Genomic DNA, 16,231 nt, shown 5'->3' with positions numbered 1-16,231 from the left:
ATGGGGCCCCGGCGGCAAGCGCCGAAACCCCACGAATCACCGTCCCCAACCATCCCCGTCCTTCGACGGTTTTGCGACCCGGGACTTCGGTCGTTACTCCAGCAGCGCTTGCGCGAACTCGCGCGCGTCGAAGGTCTGCAGATCTTCGAGCTTCTCGCCGACGCCGATGAAGTACACCGGGATCGGACGCTCGCGCGCGATCGCCGCAAGCACGCCGCCCTTGGCCGTGCCGTCGAGCTTGGTGACGATCAGCCCGGTGAGTCCGAGCGCGTCGTCAAAGGACTTCACCTGCATCAGCGCGTTCTGGCCAGTGTTGCCGTCGACGACCAGCAGCACTTCGTGCGGCGCCGTCTCCTGGGCCTTGGCAATCACACGCTTGATCTTCTTGAGCTCCTCCATCAGGTGGAGCTGCGTCGGCAGCCGGCCGGCGGTGTCGGCGATGACGACGTCGCAGCCACGCGCCTTGCCGGCGACGACCGCGTCGAAGGTCACCGCGGACGGATCACCACCCTCCTGGCTGACGATCTGCACGCGATTGCGGTCCGCCCACACGGCGAGCTGCTCGCGCGCCGCCGCGCGGAAGGTGTCCGCCGCGGCCAGCAGCACGTTGGCCTCGGCATCGGCCAGGTGGCGCGTGAGCTTGCCGATGCTGGTCGTCTTGCCGGCGCCGTTGACGCCGACCACCATCATCACTGTCGGCGAGTGCTCGCCGATCACGAGCTGACGCTGCAGCGGCTGCAGCAGCTCGGTCAGCGCGTCCACAAGCAACTGCCGCACGGCGGCCGGCTCGGTGGCCTTGGCGTCTTTCACGCGGCGCTTCAAGTCCTCGAGGAGGAACTCGGTCGCCTTCACGCCCGCGTCGGCCATCAGCAACGCGGCCTCCAGCTCTTCATACAGCGCGTCGTCGATCTGCGTGCCGGTGAAGACCTGGGAGATGCTGGACCCGGTCTTGCGCAGTCCCTGGCGGAGCTTGTCCATCCAGCTCTTGCGCGGCGCCACCTCGACGACCGGCGGCGTCACAGGCGCCGGTGCGGGAGCGGGAACAGGCGCTACGGTGGGTGGAAGCTGGGCTGCGTCGGCGCTGCAACCGGAGCCAGAGCAACGGGTGTCGGTGCCAAGACCGGGGCTGAGACCGGGGCTGAGACCGGAGCGGGCGCTGGCGTTGGCGATGGGGTCAGGGTTTGCGGCGCTGCGAGCGCAGGGGCCGGGACCGGCGATGGCACAACGGCCGAAGCCGAGGCCGAGGCCGGCGGGGGCGCCGTATCGACGAACAGGCGCCGCTTCGGGAGCGGGGGCCGGCGTGGGTTCGGCGGAGCCGAAGCCCAGTTTTTTCTTGAGGAAGCTGAACATGGAGGGGGTCGAGTGGGACTCGCGCGCCGAACTGTCGATGCCGTGATCGGCGGGGCTTGCATTGTCTGCGAAAACTTTGCTATAGTCGCTGTCTTCGCAAGGCGCTTTAGCTCAGCCGGTTAGAGCGACGGAATCATAATCCGCAGGTCCGGGGTTCGAATCCCTGAAGCGCCACCAAATACGAAACCCCGCAGAACGCAAGTTCTGCGGGGTTTTCCGTTTGGAGTCGCCGTTTGGGGGTCGCCGAATCGGTGTCTCCAGCATCCATCAGCGACAAGGGGCCATCGCGTCGCGACGGCCCCTTCATGGTCAGCCACTCAATGACTCAACGGCAGCTCAATTGCAGCTCAAGGTCGCGTAGTTCTTCCCCGCCCCCGCCACGGTGAGCAGCTTCTGCTTCACGCAGGCCGGCGCATGCACCGTGTACGCATACGGGATGCCGACGGGGAAGTTGGCCGTCGTCGTCCAATCGCTTGCGTCGCGCGACGGGCTCGAACCGCTGGCCACCCACTTGATCCCGTAGGTCGCGAAGTCGGCCGGGCTGCGCACGTTGTTGTTGCGCAGCTCCCAGTAGCCGATCGACGAACTGTCCCGCGAGGTCACCGGGTTCTGCGCGTTCTCGAAGTAGTTGCCTTCGATCAGCGAATAGCCCCCCATCCGGATGTTGGCGCCGGAGGTCAGCACGCCCGAGTACAGGTTGTTGTACAGGTGCGTGTAGCCCCCGCGCTGCAGCGGCAGCCGCGAGCCGACGTTGCTGTACACGTTGTGGTGGAAGGTGATGTAGCGGTCGCTCGCGTCGCTGTCGCTCGATCCGATCAGGCCGACCTTGTGGTGGTCGTGGAGGTAGTTGTACGAGTAGGTGATGTGATGCGCACCCGCCTTGCTGTCGATGAGGCCGTCGAACTCCAGGTCGCCGGCGCCGGAGCATTCGGCCGTCGAGCTGAACAGCGTGTTGTGGTCGATCCAGACGTAGCCCGGGAACTTGCCGCTCTGGCCTTCGATGCCAATGGCATCGATGGATCCGGGCAGCAGCCCGATCGTCATGTTGCGGATGATGATGTTGGTCGCCGCGGCCTTGATCGCGAGCCCGAAGTTGGCCGCCGAACCGTTGACGCCCTCGATCGTGACGTTGCTCTTGTTCTTGACCTCGACGACGGCGCCTGCCGCCTTCTTCCACTGCGCGCAGGGATCGGGGATCGTGCCGAAATCGAAGGTCCCCGCGTAGCGGATCACCAGGCCACCGGTGCCGCTGTAGGCATCGATCGCGGCTTGCATCTGCGCGGCGGTCGTGACGGTGATCGGCGTTGCCGAGCCGCCGCCGGTGACCTGCCCCGCGTAGCCGCCGCTGTGACCCGCCGGTGCAGGAGAAGGCGACGGCGCGGGTGAAGGCGCAGGGGAAGGCGCCGGCGAGGGAGACGGTGCCGGAGACGGCGATGGCGCGGGCGAACCGGCCGGTCCCACCGCGCACTTCTCCGCCTTGCCCGGATTCGGATCCGCGCCGCCGAAGGTGGCCGACGCGCAGGCCACGTTGCCGCTCAACGTCTTGATGACCCACTTGTCCTTCACGCCGAAGGACACCTGACGCGCCGTGTCGCCCACCTTGCAGGTGCCGCCTTCGTCCGCGCACTTGGAATAGCCGGACGGCCAATCGACCGCGTGCGCCGCGCCGATCGGCGCAACGGCGCCGACCACGACCGCCATCGCCATCAGTCCCTGCCGCGGGCTCGGCGCGCGCAGCGCGCCAGAGGTGGGCGGCTTCGGCGCGATCAGCGCGCCGGACTCGTCATTACGGGTGCTCTTCATCGAATGTCTCCCAAAGTCGTTGAAGCGACCGGCGCGGGCATGGCTCCGCCCTCACCGGTCAGCGGTGAATCAAAAAATGTTCGGGAACCCAACGCCGTTTCCTCCGCCTCGCACGGCACGGACCTGCAGGATCCGCGTCGGGGACGGTGGCCGTCGGCACAGGCCACGTGTCGATGCGCCAGCGCGCAGGCGCGGCCACGTCGACAACGGGCGCAGACTAACGAGAACGCGAATTTTCGAAAAGCCGTTTTACATTTGCCGATCTGGCGTTACGGATCGCTATCAAACGCCGCACCGACCTGGTGAGTGTCATCGTTCGATTACACTTCGCGCATGTCTTATACGGTCATGCAGGTGAACGAGTTCTCGCACTGGCTCCGGAGCCTGCGAAGACCCGACCACCCGGCTGCGTCTGACCAACCGCCTGCGCAAAGTCCAGTTCGGCAACCTGGGTGACGTGGCGCCTGTCGGCGGCGGCGTGATCCATGAAAATGCGTGAGCACTTCGGTCCCGGCTGGCGCATGTACTACGTGCGTCGGAGCAGCACGGCGATCTGGATGCTGGGCGGCGGCGAGAAGTGCACGCAGCAGGCCGACATCCAGCGGGCCATTCAAGTGGCGACCAAACTTGAGGAGTGAGCCGTGAGCGAGAAGATCAAGATTTCAGACCTTCAGGAATTCGACGCCGCCGAATATCTGACCTCCGAAGAAGACATCGCCATCTATCTCACGGTGGTGCTCGAAGAGAACGATTCCGCGCTGCTGGCGGCAGCGCTCGGCGACATTGCCCGCGCTCGCGGGATGACGCAGATCGCCAAGGACTCCGGGATCACCCGCGAGGCGCTGTACAAGGCCCTACGCCCAGGCGCCTCGCCCCGCTTCGATACCGTCAGCAAGGTCTGCGCGGCGCTGGGCTTGCGCCTGGTGGCCATGCCGATGCAGCCGGCCTGACTTCACTGACTCGCGCGGGGCGCTCAGCGTTGCGCGTCCGCCTTCATCTCCATCGGCGCATTCCATCCGCCGCCCAGCGCCCTCACGAGCGCCACCGTCGCGCGGCGTTGCCGCGTCGCGAGATCCACCGCGCTGCGCCGCGCCTGCAGTCCCGCCGTCTGCGAGGTGACCACCTCCAGGTAGGCCGCCGCACCGGCGCGATAGCGGTTCGTCGCCAGCGCGAGCGAGCGCTCCGCCGCGTCGACCGACTTGTTCTCCGCCACCAGCGCCTCGCCATATCGATCGAGCAGGACCAGCTGGTCTTCGACCTGCTGGAACGCCGCGAGCACGGTCCCACGATAACGCTGCGCCGATTCCTCCAGCGCCGCGCTCGCGCGCGCTTCCTCGGCCTTGCGGCGGCCGCCGTCGAACAGGTTGTAGGCCAGCGTCGGACCGATGGCCCAGAACAGGTTCGGTGCTTCGAGGAAGCGGCCGAAGTCGCTGCTCTGGAATCCGCCCTGCGCGCTCAGCACGACGGACGGGAAGAACGCCGTCTTCGCCACACCCAGCGTCGCGGTCGCCGCCACCACGCGCTGTTGCGCCGCCGCGATGTCGGGACGGCGCTCCAGCAAGGTCGAGGGCAGCCCCGGTGGCACCACCGGCATCGCCAGATCCAATGACGGAGCCGGCTCGATGCGGAAGCTCGACGCGTTGGCCCCGACCAGGGCGGCAATCGCGTGCTCCAGCACCGCGCGCTGTGCCTGCGACTGCCGGCGCTGCGAGCGCGCCGATTCGAGCTGGCCCTCGGCCCGCGCCTGATCCAGACCCGACGCGATGCCGGCCTGATGCCGGCGAGAGATCAGATCGAAGGCACGCGTGTAGGCCTCTTCGGCATCGGCGAGCAGCGCGTTGTCGCGATCCAGGCCCCGCAGCTGCAGCAGGGAATCCGCGAGCTGCGCCTGCAGCGCGAGTCGCGCGGCGGCGAGGTCCGCGGCAGCCGCCCGCTCCGTCGCCAGGCCCGCGCGGACCTGTTCCGAAATGCGGCCCCACAGGTCGACTTCGTAGCTCAGGTCCAGGCCGAGCGTCGCGCTGTTGTACCAATCCGGCGAGGTCGGTCCGAGCACCCGCAACGGGCGACGCTCCGACTGCCGGTCGCGCTGGCCGTTGAGCGAGCTGTTCAGCGTCGGCGACTGCGCCGAACGCAGACTGTCTGTCGCCGCCTTCGCCTGCTGGTAGCGGGCGAGCGCGGAGGCGAGGTCAGGGCTGTTCTCGACCAGGCGCTGCTGCAGCGCGTCGAGCTCGGGGTCGCCATAGCCCTTCCACCAACCATCGAACGCGATCGGCGCGGCGGCGGCGGCGGCGGCGCCAGCCTCGACCCACGGACCACGGGCTTCCTTGAAAGCCGTCGTCATCGGCACCTCGGGCAACGCCGTCTTCGGGGGCTGGGCGCAGCCCGCTATCAACGCGGCCGTCAAGGCGCCAGCGACCAGCGAGACGCCACGAGCAACGTACGCGGCCCGGCGTGTTGACCGGCGCTCCATCATGAACGTCCCTTCGCCGGAGCCGCGGAGCCCGGCGCGGCCGCGGGCTGCGCGACACGCACCACGTCGCCATCGGCGATGCCGTCCGGCGGATTCGCGATGACACGATCCGAGGCCGTCAGCCCGCCGCCAAGTTCGATCCTCGTGCCCATGTCGCGCGCGATCGTGACCTTGCGCAGCTTCACGCGATTGCTCGCGTCGACGGTCGCGACCTGCACGCCGTCCTTGTTGATGATCACGGCGCCCGGCGGCAGCGAGACAGCGGCATTCGCCGGCGCGCCGGTCCCGGCCGAAGCCGCGCCGTCGAAGCGCACCGTCGCGAAACCGCCCGGGAGCAATTCATCCTTCTCGTTGTCGACGGCCAGTTGCACCAGCATCGAGCCGCTGGCCGTGTTGATGGCCTGCGAAGTCGACTGCACCGTCGCGGCGAAACGCTGGCCGGGCCGCTCGGGCACCGTCAGCACGGCCTTGCCGCCGGCCCGGACCTGCGCGACCTGGCGCTGCGGCACGTTGACGTAGACGCGCAGCTTGCGCATGTCGGAAACGACAAACAGCTCGCTCCCCGGCGCACCGCCGATGTTGATCAGCGCGCCGACGTCGGTGTTGCGCGCGGTGACGACGCCGTCGAACGGCGCCGTCAACTGCGTGAAGCGTTTCAGCGCCTCGATGCGATCGACGTTGGCCTGCAGCGCATTGACCTGCGACTGCTTGGCGGTCATGTCGCCGGTGCGCTCGTCCACTTCCTGCTTCGACACGGAGTCCGACTCCAGGAGCCCCTGCCAGCGCTTGGCGGTGCTCGCCGCCAGCGCGGCGTTGCTGCGCGCGGTCGCCAGCTCGGCCTTGGCCTGCATCAGTTGCTGATCGAGGTCGGGCGTCTCGATTTCGGCGAGCTGCTGCCCGGCCTTGACCTTGCCACCGATGTCCACGTTCCAGCGCTTCAGGTAGCCGCTGACCCGCGCATAGATCGGCGCGCGCGACCAGGCCTCGATCCGCGCGGGCAGCTCCAGGCCGCCTTCGGTCAAGGGTTGCGGCGTGACCAGCGCGACGCTCGGCTGACCGCGTTCGTCCGCCGTGGTCTGCAGTTGCTCGGCGTTGGACTTGCGGGCCCACAGGCCTGCCGCCACCACCGCGATCGCGATCACGACCGCGACGGTCGCGGCAAGCTTGAAGCGCGCGGGAGGACGGGAAGACACAACGGCGTTGTCGGCATCAGTTCGCATGGGAAGGATCTCCGGCCCCGGGCAGCGCAGTCGCGGCACCGGCAGTCAAGTCGTTCGATTCGGAAAGGTCGGAAGCAGGTCCGGTCTTGCGGTGGTGTCGGTGCACGATGCTGAACACGACCGGCACGAAGACCAGCGTCGCGAAGGTGGCGAAGACCAGTCCGCCGATCACGGCGCGTCCCAGCGGCGCGTTCTGCTCGCCGCCCTCACCCAGGCCCAGCGCCATCGGCAGCATGCCGATGACCATCGCCAGCGCCGTCATCAGCACCGGCCGGAAACGCACGAAGCCGGCTTCCATCGCGGCGGCGGTTGCGTCGCCGAGTTCCTCGAGCCGCTCCCGCGCGAAGCTGATCACCAGCACGCTGTTGGCGGTGGCCACGCCCATGCACATGATCGCCCCGGTCAGCGCGGGCACCGACAGCGTCGTCCCCGTCGCGAAGAGCATCCACACGATGCCCGCCAGCGCCGCCGGCAGCGCCGACACGATCACCGCCGGATCCAGCCACGACTGGAAGTTCACGACGATCAGCAGGTAGATCAGCACCACCGCGCCGAGCAGCCCGAACAGCAGCCCCGAGAACGCGCGGTCCATCGTGCGCACCTGGCCGAGCAGCTGCACGTTCGAGCCCTTGGGCACGTCGGCCTGCGTGTCGGCGAGCACCTTGCGGATGTCGCGCGCGACGGCGCCGAGGTCGCGGTCCTGCGTCGTCGCATGGATCTGCACCATCGTCGCAACGTCGTACTGGCTGATCAGCGCCGGGCTGTTGACGCGCTGGAAGCTCGCCAGACCGCCCAGCGTCGAAGTGCCCGCCTGGTTGCCGTTGCCGATCGGCAGATTGCTCAGCGAGGCCAGCGAATCGAGCTGGTGCTGCGGCGTCTGCATCACGATCGAATAGCTCACGCCGTTCTGCGGATTCAGCCAGAAGGTCGGCGCGACCTGGCTGCTGCCGGCGAGGTTCACGACCAGGCTGTTGGCCACGTCGCGCGTGGTCAGTCCCAGCAGCTGCGCCTGCGTGCGGTCGACGTCGACATTGAAGGTCGGCGCCTTGTTGGACTGCTGGATGCGCGCATCGGCCACGCCGGGGATCGCCTTGATGCGCTTGAGCAGCTGCTGCGCGTAGGCGAAGTTGGACTCGACATCGCGTCCGCGCACCTGCACGTCGATCGGCGCGGGCGCGCCGAAGTTCAGGATCTGGCTGACGATGTCGGCCGGCGGGGAAGGAGAAGGTCGTGTCCGGGAACTCGCGCGGCAGGATCTGGCGCAGCTGCCTCACGTAGTCGGCCGTGGGCGCGTGACCTTCCCTCAGCGCGATCTGGAAGTCGCCGTCGGACGTGCCCAGCACACCGGTGTTGTTGTAGGTCAGGTTGATCGACGACGGCGGCAGACCGATGTTGTCGACCATCGTCTCGATCTTCTCGGACGGGATCACGCGGCGGATCGCCTGCTCGATCTTCGCGAAGCGCGCGGCGGTCTCCTCGACGCGCGTGCCCACCGGCACCCGCGCGTGCATCAGGATCTGGCCGGAATCGACCTGCGGGAAGAAGTTGCTTCCGATGAAGGGCACCAGCGCGAAGGACAGCAGCACCACCGCCGCGAAGCCGATCAGGAAGGGCTTCTTGCTGCCCAGCGCGGTCTCGAGCATCCGGCGGTAGCCCTCGCGCACGCGTTCGAAGCGCGCTTCGAAATTGCGTTGGAAGCGCACCAGCGGATTGCGCGACGGCGCCTGCGCCAGATGCCCGTGGCCGTCGGTCAACGGCGCGTGCGGTTGCAGCAGGTACTTCGCCATCGTCGGCACCAGCGTGCGCGACAGGATGAACGAGCACACCATCGCGAAGATCACCGCCTCGGCCATCGGCACGAACAGGAAGCGCGACACGCCTTCCAGGAAGAACATCGGGATGAACACGATGCAGATGCACAGCAGCGAGACGAAGGCCGGCGTCACGATCTGGCGCGCGCCGTCCATGATCGACTCCTCGACGCCCTTGCCATGCTCCAGGTGCCAGTTGATGTTCTCGATGGTCACCGTCGCGTCGTCCACCAGGATGCCCACCGCCAGCGCCAATCCGCCCAGCGTCATCAGGTTCAGCGTCTCGCCGATCGCCGCCAGGCCGATGATCGACCCGAGGATCGACAGCGGGATCGACACCGCGATGATCACCGTCGAACGCCAGCTGCCCAGGAACAGCAGGATCATCGCGCTGGTCAGCGCCGCGGCGATGGCGCCCTCGATCGCGACGCCCTTGATGGCGGCGCGCACGAAGACCGACTGGTCGTTGATCGGCTTGACCTCGAGCTCGTCGGGCAGCGAGGGCCGCAACTCGCCGAGCTTGGCGCGCACGCCGTCGACGATCGCCAGCGTCGACGCCGCGCCGTTCTTCAGCACCGACATCAGCACCGAGCGCCCGCCGTCCACATGGACGATGTTGGTCTGCGGCGCATTGCCGTCGTGCACGTCGGCCACGTCGCGCAGGTAGATGGTCGAGCCGTTGACCACCTTCACGGGCAGCCGGCCCAGTTCCTCGATCGCCGACGGCGCGCTGTTGAGCTGCAGCGTGTATTCGAGTTCACCGATCTTCTGCGTGCCGATCGGCGTGAGCACGTTCTGTGTCGCCAGCGCGGTGGCCACGTCCTGCGCAGACAGTCCACGCGCCTGCAGCGCGGCCGGGTTGACGTCGATCTGCACCTGGCGCTGCTTGCCGCCGTAGGGCAGCGGGATCGCCGCGCCCGGCACCGTCACCAGCGGCGTGCGGATGGTATTGAAGCCAAGGTCGAAGAGCTGCTGCTCCGACAGCCCCTTGCCCGAGAGCGCCAGCTGCAGGATGGGCACCGTGGCGGCGTTGTAGTTCAGGATCAGCGGCGGCGTCGTGCCGGCCGGCATCTGCCGCACGGCGACCTGCGCGACCGCGGTGACCTGCGCGTTGGCCACCGCAATGTTCACACCCGGCTGGAAGAAGATCTTCACCACCGAGACACCAGGATAGGTGTTGGCCTCGATGTGCTCGATGTCGTTGACGGTGGTCGTCAGCGTGCGCTGGAACAGCGTCGAGATGCGCCCGGCCATCTGGTCCGGCGGCAGCCCGGTGTACTGCCAGGCGACCGCGATGACCGGCACCCGGATCTCCGGGAAGATGTCCGTCGGCGTGCGCAGGGCTGCCAGCGGGCCCAGGATCAGCAGCAGCAGCGCCAGCACGAAGAAGGTGTAAGGACGTCGCAGCGCGACGCGCACGGCGGCCATCAGCATGGACGGGTTCCCACGATCGGTGTCATCGTTGCTCTCTTCTTTGACCGCTTCCCGGTCATGCAGAGCGCGGATTTTGTGTGTCGACGCGCCCCCCTGTATTGCTGATCGGTAATGACCGTACGCGTACGGGGGATCGCACCCCGCGTTTGGGCGGCAGGCATCGAGGTGGTGCGAAACCTGTCGCAAAAGCGGGCGGCGACCGGACGGAAGTTCCTATCTCGTACCTAACGTACGCCAACTCGTGCCGCAACGCGCACGCCTTACAAATTCCCGGGAAAGTCCTGCCGTTTTTGCCGACAGATCGACCGTTGAAACACCCGGTTGCTCCTTAATATGCGGCCCCAGCGGACCCGCCCGGCCCCAGCCGGAGCAAGCAAGACCGTCCGCCAGAAAGACATCGGGCAGCATGAAGTCGATCGGGTCGTTGGTTCAGTCCAAACAAGCGGTACAGGCATGGATGGCGATGGCAGCGGCCGTCGCACTGTCGACGGTCACTCCAGGCGTCAACGCCGAGCCCGCACTCCAGACGCAGCTTTCGCAGCCTTCTGCGCAGATGGCGCCGGCCACCGTCGACTTCCACGGCGAAGCGGCGTCGCCCGAGGCCCGCGCCATGGCCAGGGTCGCCTTCGAACACGCCGACGCCAAGGGCCTGCCCTTCGCCGTCGTCGACAAGAAGGAAGCCAAACTCTTCGTCTTCAGCGCCGATGGCCATCTGATCGGTGCCGCATCGGCGCTGCTGGGCCTGGCTCGCGGCGACACGGTCGCGCCCGGCGTGGGTCAGATGGTGAGCACCGGCATCCCGCCGGATCTGCGGACCACCCCTTCCGGTCGCTACGACAGCCAACCCGGTCCCAATCTGAAGGGCGAGACCGTCATCTGGGTCGATTACGACGCCGCATTCGCCATCCACCGTCTGCGCCCGGGCCCGGCCTACGAGCGCCGTGCCGAGCGGCTCGCCTCGCTGTCGCCGGACGACAACCGGATCTCGCTGGGTTGCGTGGTCGTGACGGGCGACTTCTTCGGCCGCGTCGTCGCGCCGGTGCTCGGCCATGGGCCGGGCGTCGTCTACGTGCTGCCCGAACCGGCCTCCGCAGCCGTGGCACAGAACACGGCCAGCGGGCGCCTTTGAGCCGCGCCTGGGCCGCCCTGATCCCCCGCTGACCCGTCTTCGAGCGGCCCTCTGAATCACTCCGGACCGCCCGGCCCCATTGGAAACCGGGAGCCCGCCCCAGCCGGCGACGGGACCACGCCCGCTACACTTGCGCCCTTGCGCATTTCCGCAGCCACTGGATCTACACCATGTACCGCTGTGCCCCGCCCGCCCCGGCCCGCCGTCGCTCGATGATGGCGGCGGCCGCCAGCACCGCCCTGTTCTCGCTGGTCGCCACGTTCGGCGGCGTCGCCGCGATCGCGACGCCGACGTCCGCCCAGGCCCAGATCGCCCCGGGCCACCGCTATTTCCCGCAGCGCGCGCTGCGCGGCGAGATCGTCTTCGGCGTCACGCCCGACGTGCTGCTCAACGGCAAGCCGGCGCGGCTCGCGCCCGGCGCCCGCATCCGCAACGCGGTCGATCTGGTCGCCACGCCGGGCTCGCTCTACGAGCAGAAGGCCACCGTGCTCTACACCCGCGACATCAACGGCCTGCTCATGGAGATCTGGCTGCTGAGCGAGGTCGAGCTGGCCAACAAGTCCTGGCCGACCACGCCGGACCAGGCCTCGAAGCTGGTGTTCGACCAGGCCAGCCAGGTCTGGCGCAAGCCCTGATGTCGTGAGGCCTTGAAGCCATGAGCAAGAAAGTCTTCATCAAGACCTTCGGCTGCCAGATGAACGAGTACGACTCGGACAAGATGGCCGACGTCCTGCGCGCCGCCGAAGGGTACGAACCCACCACCGACGTCGAGCAGGCCGATCTGGTGCTGTTCAACACCTGCTCCGTCCGCGAGAAGGCGCAGGAGAAGGTGTTCTCCGACCTCGGCCGCATCAAGCACCTGAAGGCCAAGGGCGTGATGATCGGCGTCGGCGGTTGCGTCGCCAGCCAGGAAGGCGCGGCGATCATCGAACGCGCCCCCTACGTCGACGTCGTCTTCGGTCCGCAGACGCTGCACCGCCTGCCGCAGATGCTGGCCCAGCGCCAGCAGCAGCTGCGCCCGCAGGTGGACATCTCCTTCCCCGAGATCGAGAAGTTCGACCACCTGCCGCCGGCCAAGGTCGAGGGCGCGTCCGCCTTCGTGTCCATCATGGAAGGCTGCTCGAAGTACTGCTCCTACTGCGTCGTGCCCTACACCCGCGGCGAGGAGGTCAGCCGGCCTTTCGAGGACGTGCTCGAGGAAGTCGCCGGACTGGCCGACCAGGGCGTCAAGGAAGTGACGCTGCTGGGCCAGAACGTCAACGCCTATCGGGGAACGATGGGCGGCACCGACGAGATCGCCGACTTCGCGCTGCTGCTCGAATACGTCGCCGAGATTCCGGGCATCGAGCGCATCCGCTACACGACCAGTCACCCCAACGAGTTCAGCCAGCGCCTGATCGACGCCTACGGCACGATCTCCAAGCTGGTGAACCACGTGCACCTGCCGGTGCAGCATGGCTCGGACCGCATCCTGATGGCGATGAAGCGCGGCTATACCGCGCTGCAGTTCAAGAGCATCGTCCGCAAGCTGCGCGCGGTGAGACCGGACATCCGCATCGCGTCGGACTTCATCGTCGGTTTCCCTGGCGAGACCGACGAGGACCACGCCAAGACCATGCAGCTGGTGCGAGACGTCGGCTTCGATGCGTCGTTCAGCTTCATCTTCAGCCCGCGTCCCGGGACCCCGGCCGCCAACCTCGCCGACGACACGCCGCACGAGGTGAAGGTCCGCCGCCTGCAGGAGCTGCAGGCCGAGATCGAGGCGACCGCCATCCGCTACAACCACAGCATGGTCGGCAAGACCGTGCCTGTGCTGGTGTCAGGTCATGCCCGCAAGGACGCCACCGAGTTGATGGGCCGCACCGAGTGCAACCGCATCGTCAACTTCAAGGGCCACGAGCGGCTGATGCACCAGATCATCCCGATGCACATCACCGAAGCCTTCGCGCATTCGCTGCGCGGCGAGGTGCCGGTGACCGAGGATCTGCCGGGCTGAAGCGTTGGAGGGGCGGCAGCCCCTCCCTCGAAAGCGGTAGCGCGCTCCCTCAGCGCTTGTAACTGACGCCCCACTGCGTGGCGGTGATGCCGATCAGCATCAGGCCGTAGCCGGCCATCGTGCCGTCGCGGCCGGTGAGCATCAACGCGGCGCAGAGGCCCAGCGTGCCGCCGAGCCCGCCCCAGGACGCCAGCGTGCGCCAACGCATGCCGGAGACGGTCTCACGCCAGATCAGCTTGAGCGCCGACGCCATCAGCGCCGCGACACCCCAGGCGGGCAGGAACAGGTTGCCGAAATGCCAGACGGCGTCGAGTGGATCCACAGGTCGGTACGCTCCGCGCGAGGGGTAGATGTAACAGGACGGCGGTCGAGCGACGTCATTCTTGACGCATCCCGGGGCGATGAGCGCGCCGCCAAGGCCCGTGCGAGACACGGGTCGGGCGGGAATTTTATAATCGCTGCATGTCCGTCTTTGCCCTGGGTCTGAACCACACGTCCGCGCCGCTCGATCTGCGTGGACGTTTCGCGTTCACGCTCGAGCAACTGGCCCCGACGCTGCTGCGCTTCCAGGACCAGATCGGCACGCCCCACCGCCGCCGCACCGCCGCGGCTGAAGCGGCCATCCTCTCGACCTGCAACCGCACCGAACTCTATGTCGCCGGCGACGCCGACATGGTCCGCCCCGCCGTCGACTGGCTGGCTCAGGTCGGCGGGGTTGGCAGCTCGACGCTGATGGACCACTCGTACGTGGTCGAGGACGGCGCCGCCGCGCGGCACGCCTTCCGGGTCGCCAGCGGGCTGGACTCGATGGTGCTGGGCGAACCGCAGATCCTCGGCCAGCTCAAGCAGGCCGTGCGTGAGGCGGATTCGGCCGGCACGCTCGGCACGACGCTGCACCAGCTGTTCCAGCGCAGCTTCTCGGTGGCCAAGGAAGTCCGGAGCTCCACGGAGATCGGCAGCCATTCGATCAGCATGGCCGCGGCCTCGGTGCGACTGGCCTCGCAGCTGTTCGAGAAACTCACTGACATCAGGGTGCTCCTGGTCGGCGCGGGCGAGATGATTGAACTGGTCGGCACGCATTTCGCAGCCAAGGGGCCGAAGGCGATCGCCATTGCCAACCGCACGCAGGAGCGCGGCGAGAAGCTCGCCCATCAGTTGAGCGGTGAAGCCTTCCGGCTGGCGGACCTGCCCGACCGCCTGCACGAATTCGACGCGGTGATCTCCTGCACCGCGTCCAGCCTGCCGCTGATCGGCCTGGGCGCCGTCGAGCGCGCCCTGAAGAAGCGCCGCCACAAGCCGATGTTCATGGTCGACCTGGCGGTCCCCGCGACATCGAGCAGGAAGTGGCCAAGCTGGACGACGTCTACCTCTACACCGTGGACGACCTGTCCAAGCTGGTCCAGACCGCCGGCGAGAAGCGCCAGGCCGCGGTCCAGCAGGCCGAGGCCATCATCGAGACCGGCGTCCAGAGCTTCGTCCACTGGCTGGGCCAGCGCCACACGGTCCCGCTGATCCAGGCCCTGCACCAGCAGGCCGACAGTTGGCGGCAGGCCGAGATCCAGCGCGCACGCAAGCTGATCGCCAAGGGCGAGGACATCGACGATGTGCTGGACGCGCTGGCACGCGGCCTCACCCAGAAGATGCTGCACGGCGCGATGGCCGAACTCAACGGCAGCGATGGCGAGCAGCGGCTGCAGATGGCGCAGACGGTGTCGCGCCTGTTCCTGCGCGGCAGCGCAAAAGCGTCGGGCGCCCGTCCGGACGCACTCGGCGACGAAGCGGATTCGTAGCGGCGCGTTCTCGCGCACGGGCGGCCGGCTCCGGTCGCTCTCTTCGGGGCACGCCGTGCCTTTCCGCTCGCGGTCCACGGACCGCACCGTCGTCCCTCCGCTTTTCCCCTGCCCACGCCCATGAAAGACGCCCTGCGCCAGAAGTTCGACCGCCTCGGTTATCGGCTGGCGGAACTCGACAGCACGCTCGCCGACGGCAGCGTCGCCGCCGACATGAAGCGCTATCGCGCGTTGACGCGCGAGCAGTCGGAGGTGTCGTCGCTGGTCGAGCGCTACCGCCGCTATGTCCAGCGCGAGCAGGACCTTGCCGCCGCGCGCGAGCTGCTCGACAGCGGCGACGCCGACATGATCGAGATGGCGCGCGAGGAGATCGCCGGCGCCGAAGCGGATCTGGCGCAACTCGATCAGGAACTGCAGCTCGCGCTGATCCCCAAGGATCCGGACGATGACCGGCCCGCGTTCCTCGAGATCCGCGCCGGCGCCGGCGGCGACGAATCGGCGCTCTTCGCGGGCGACCTGACCCGCATGTACACGCGCTTCGCCGAGGACCGGGGCTGGCGCTGCGAGGTGCTGTCGGCGAGTGAATCGGACCTCGGCGGCTACAAGGAAATCGTGATGCGCCTGGACGGTGACGGCGTGTACGGGCAGATGAAGTTCGAGTCGGGCGGCCACCGCGTGCAGCGCGTGCCCGCCACTGAGTCGCAGGGCCGCATCCACACCAGCGCCTGCACGGTCGCGGTGATGCCCGAGCCCGACGAGGCCGAGGAGATCCAGCTCAACCCCGCCGAGCTGCGCATCGACACCTTCCGCGCGAGCGGCGCGGGCGGGCAGCACGTGAACAAGACCGACAGCGCGATCCGGATCACCCACTTGCCGACCGGTCTGGTCGCCGAGTGCCAGGACGACCGCAGCCAGCACCGCAACAAGGCCAAGGCGATGGCGGTGCTCGCCGCGCGGCTGCGCGACAAGGACCGCAACGAGCGTGCCGCCAAGGAAGCCGCGCAGCGCAAGAGCCTGATCGGCAGCGGCGACCGCAGCGACCGCATCCGCACCTACAACTTCCCTCAGGGACGGTTGACCGACCATCGGATCAATCTGACGCTCTACAAGCTCGGCGCGATCATGGACGGCGATCTCGCCGACGTGCTGCTCGGCCTGCAACAGGCACAAGCCGCGGAACAGCTCGCGGCGCTGGAAGGCGGCCAGGGATGAGCGCTTCCAACGATGC

11 protein-coding genes, 1 tRNA gene and 2 pseudogenes are annotated in these 16,231 nt (G+C 68.0%); 8 read left to right on the top strand and 6 right to left on the bottom strand.

Features of this window, described 5'->3' with window-relative positions:
* Window positions 1-93: 93 nt before the first annotated feature.
* A complete protein-coding gene (gene ftsY, locus ACFJIX_RS11795; RefSeq protein ID WP_377160190.1) occupies window positions 94-1,350 on the bottom strand; it encodes a signal recognition particle-docking protein FtsY in 1,257 nt (418 codons plus the stop codon).
* Between the two features lie 100 nt (window positions 1,351-1,450).
* Between ftsY and ACFJIX_RS11790 the strand changes: the two genes are divergently transcribed.
* Window positions 1,451-1,527: transfer RNA gene (locus tag ACFJIX_RS11790), tRNA-Met, on the top strand.
* A gap of 159 nt (window positions 1,528-1,686) precedes the next feature.
* Here ACFJIX_RS11790 and ACFJIX_RS11785 read toward each other — a convergent pair.
* A complete protein-coding gene (locus tag ACFJIX_RS11785) occupies window positions 1,687-3,153 on the bottom strand; it encodes a polysaccharide lyase family 1 protein (RefSeq protein ID WP_377160188.1) in 1,467 nt (488 codons plus the stop codon).
* Window positions 3,154-3,638: 485 nt separating this feature from the next.
* Here ACFJIX_RS11785 and ACFJIX_RS11780 point away from each other — a divergent pair, with 485 nt between their 5' ends.
* Both ACFJIX_RS11780 and ACFJIX_RS11775 read left to right on the top strand, forming a co-directional pair.
* Window positions 3,639-3,791: a hypothetical protein gene (locus tag ACFJIX_RS11780; RefSeq protein ID WP_377160186.1), complete on the top strand. Its 153-nt coding sequence runs from the start codon at window positions 3,639-3,641 to the stop codon at window positions 3,789-3,791.
* Between the two features lie 3 nt (window positions 3,792-3,794).
* Window positions 3,795-4,103, top strand: a complete 309-nt coding sequence (locus ACFJIX_RS11775; protein ID WP_377160184.1) for an addiction module antidote protein — start codon at window positions 3,795-3,797, stop codon at window positions 4,101-4,103.
* Window positions 4,104-4,126: 23 nt separating this feature from the next.
* On the opposite strand, the gene ACFJIX_RS11770 is transcribed toward ACFJIX_RS11775, so the two are convergent.
* The 3 genes and pseudogenes from ACFJIX_RS11770 to ACFJIX_RS11760 form a co-directional block, all read right to left on the bottom strand.
* Window positions 4,127-5,623, bottom strand: coding sequence for an efflux transporter outer membrane subunit (locus ACFJIX_RS11770; RefSeq protein ID WP_377161728.1), 1,497 nt, complete (start codon window positions 5,621-5,623; stop codon window positions 4,127-4,129).
* Window positions 5,623-6,843, bottom strand: a complete 1,221-nt coding sequence (locus ACFJIX_RS11765) for an efflux RND transporter periplasmic adaptor subunit (RefSeq protein ID WP_377160182.1) — start codon at window positions 6,841-6,843, stop codon at window positions 5,623-5,625. The genes ACFJIX_RS11770 and ACFJIX_RS11765 overlap by 1 nt, the downstream gene beginning before the upstream one ends.
* Window positions 6,833-10,085: pseudogene (locus ACFJIX_RS11760) on the bottom strand (efflux RND transporter permease subunit). The gene ACFJIX_RS11765 and the pseudogene ACFJIX_RS11760 overlap by 11 nt, the downstream one beginning before the upstream one ends.
* 466 nt (window positions 10,086-10,551) lie before the next feature.
* Here ACFJIX_RS11760 and ACFJIX_RS11755 point away from each other — a divergent pair.
* From ACFJIX_RS11755 to miaB, 3 genes are all read left to right on the top strand, one after another.
* Entirely contained in the window at window positions 10,552-11,217 is a 666-nt protein-coding gene (locus ACFJIX_RS11755) for a L,D-transpeptidase (protein ID WP_377160180.1), read from the top strand.
* A gap of 170 nt (window positions 11,218-11,387) precedes the next feature.
* A complete protein-coding gene (locus ACFJIX_RS11750) occupies window positions 11,388-11,852 on the top strand; it encodes a hypothetical protein (RefSeq protein WP_377160178.1) in 465 nt (154 codons plus the stop codon).
* A 20-nt stretch (window positions 11,853-11,872) separates the two neighbouring features.
* Window positions 11,873-13,213 carry a tRNA (N6-isopentenyl adenosine(37)-C2)-methylthiotransferase MiaB gene (gene miaB / locus ACFJIX_RS11745; RefSeq protein WP_377160176.1) on the top strand — a complete coding sequence of 447 codons (1,341 nt, stop codon included), beginning with the start codon at window positions 11,873-11,875 and terminating at the stop codon, window positions 13,211-13,213.
* A 49-nt stretch (window positions 13,214-13,262) separates the two neighbouring features.
* On the opposite strand, the gene ACFJIX_RS11740 is transcribed toward miaB, so the two are convergent.
* Entirely contained in the window at window positions 13,263-13,535 is a 273-nt protein-coding gene (locus ACFJIX_RS11740) for a hypothetical protein (protein ID WP_377160174.1), read from the bottom strand.
* A gap of 140 nt (window positions 13,536-13,675) precedes the next feature.
* Here ACFJIX_RS11740 and hemA point away from each other — a divergent pair.
* Window positions 13,676-15,003, top strand: a pseudogene (gene hemA, locus ACFJIX_RS11735) (glutamyl-tRNA reductase).
* 120 nt (window positions 15,004-15,123) lie between these two features.
* The gene (prfA, locus tag ACFJIX_RS11730) at window positions 15,124-16,215 is read left to right on the top strand and encodes a peptide chain release factor 1 (RefSeq protein WP_377160172.1); all 1,092 of its coding nucleotides are present in this window, start codon (window positions 15,124-15,126) and stop codon (window positions 16,213-16,215) included.
* Window positions 16,216-16,231 lie beyond the last annotated feature (16 nt).

This window comes from Roseateles sp. UC29_93 (genome assembly GCF_042695725.1).
Taxonomy (GTDB): domain Bacteria; phylum Pseudomonadota; class Gammaproteobacteria; order Burkholderiales; family Burkholderiaceae_C; genus Roseateles; species Roseateles noduli_A.
This window is presented reverse-complemented; position numbering and strand designations above follow the sequence as displayed.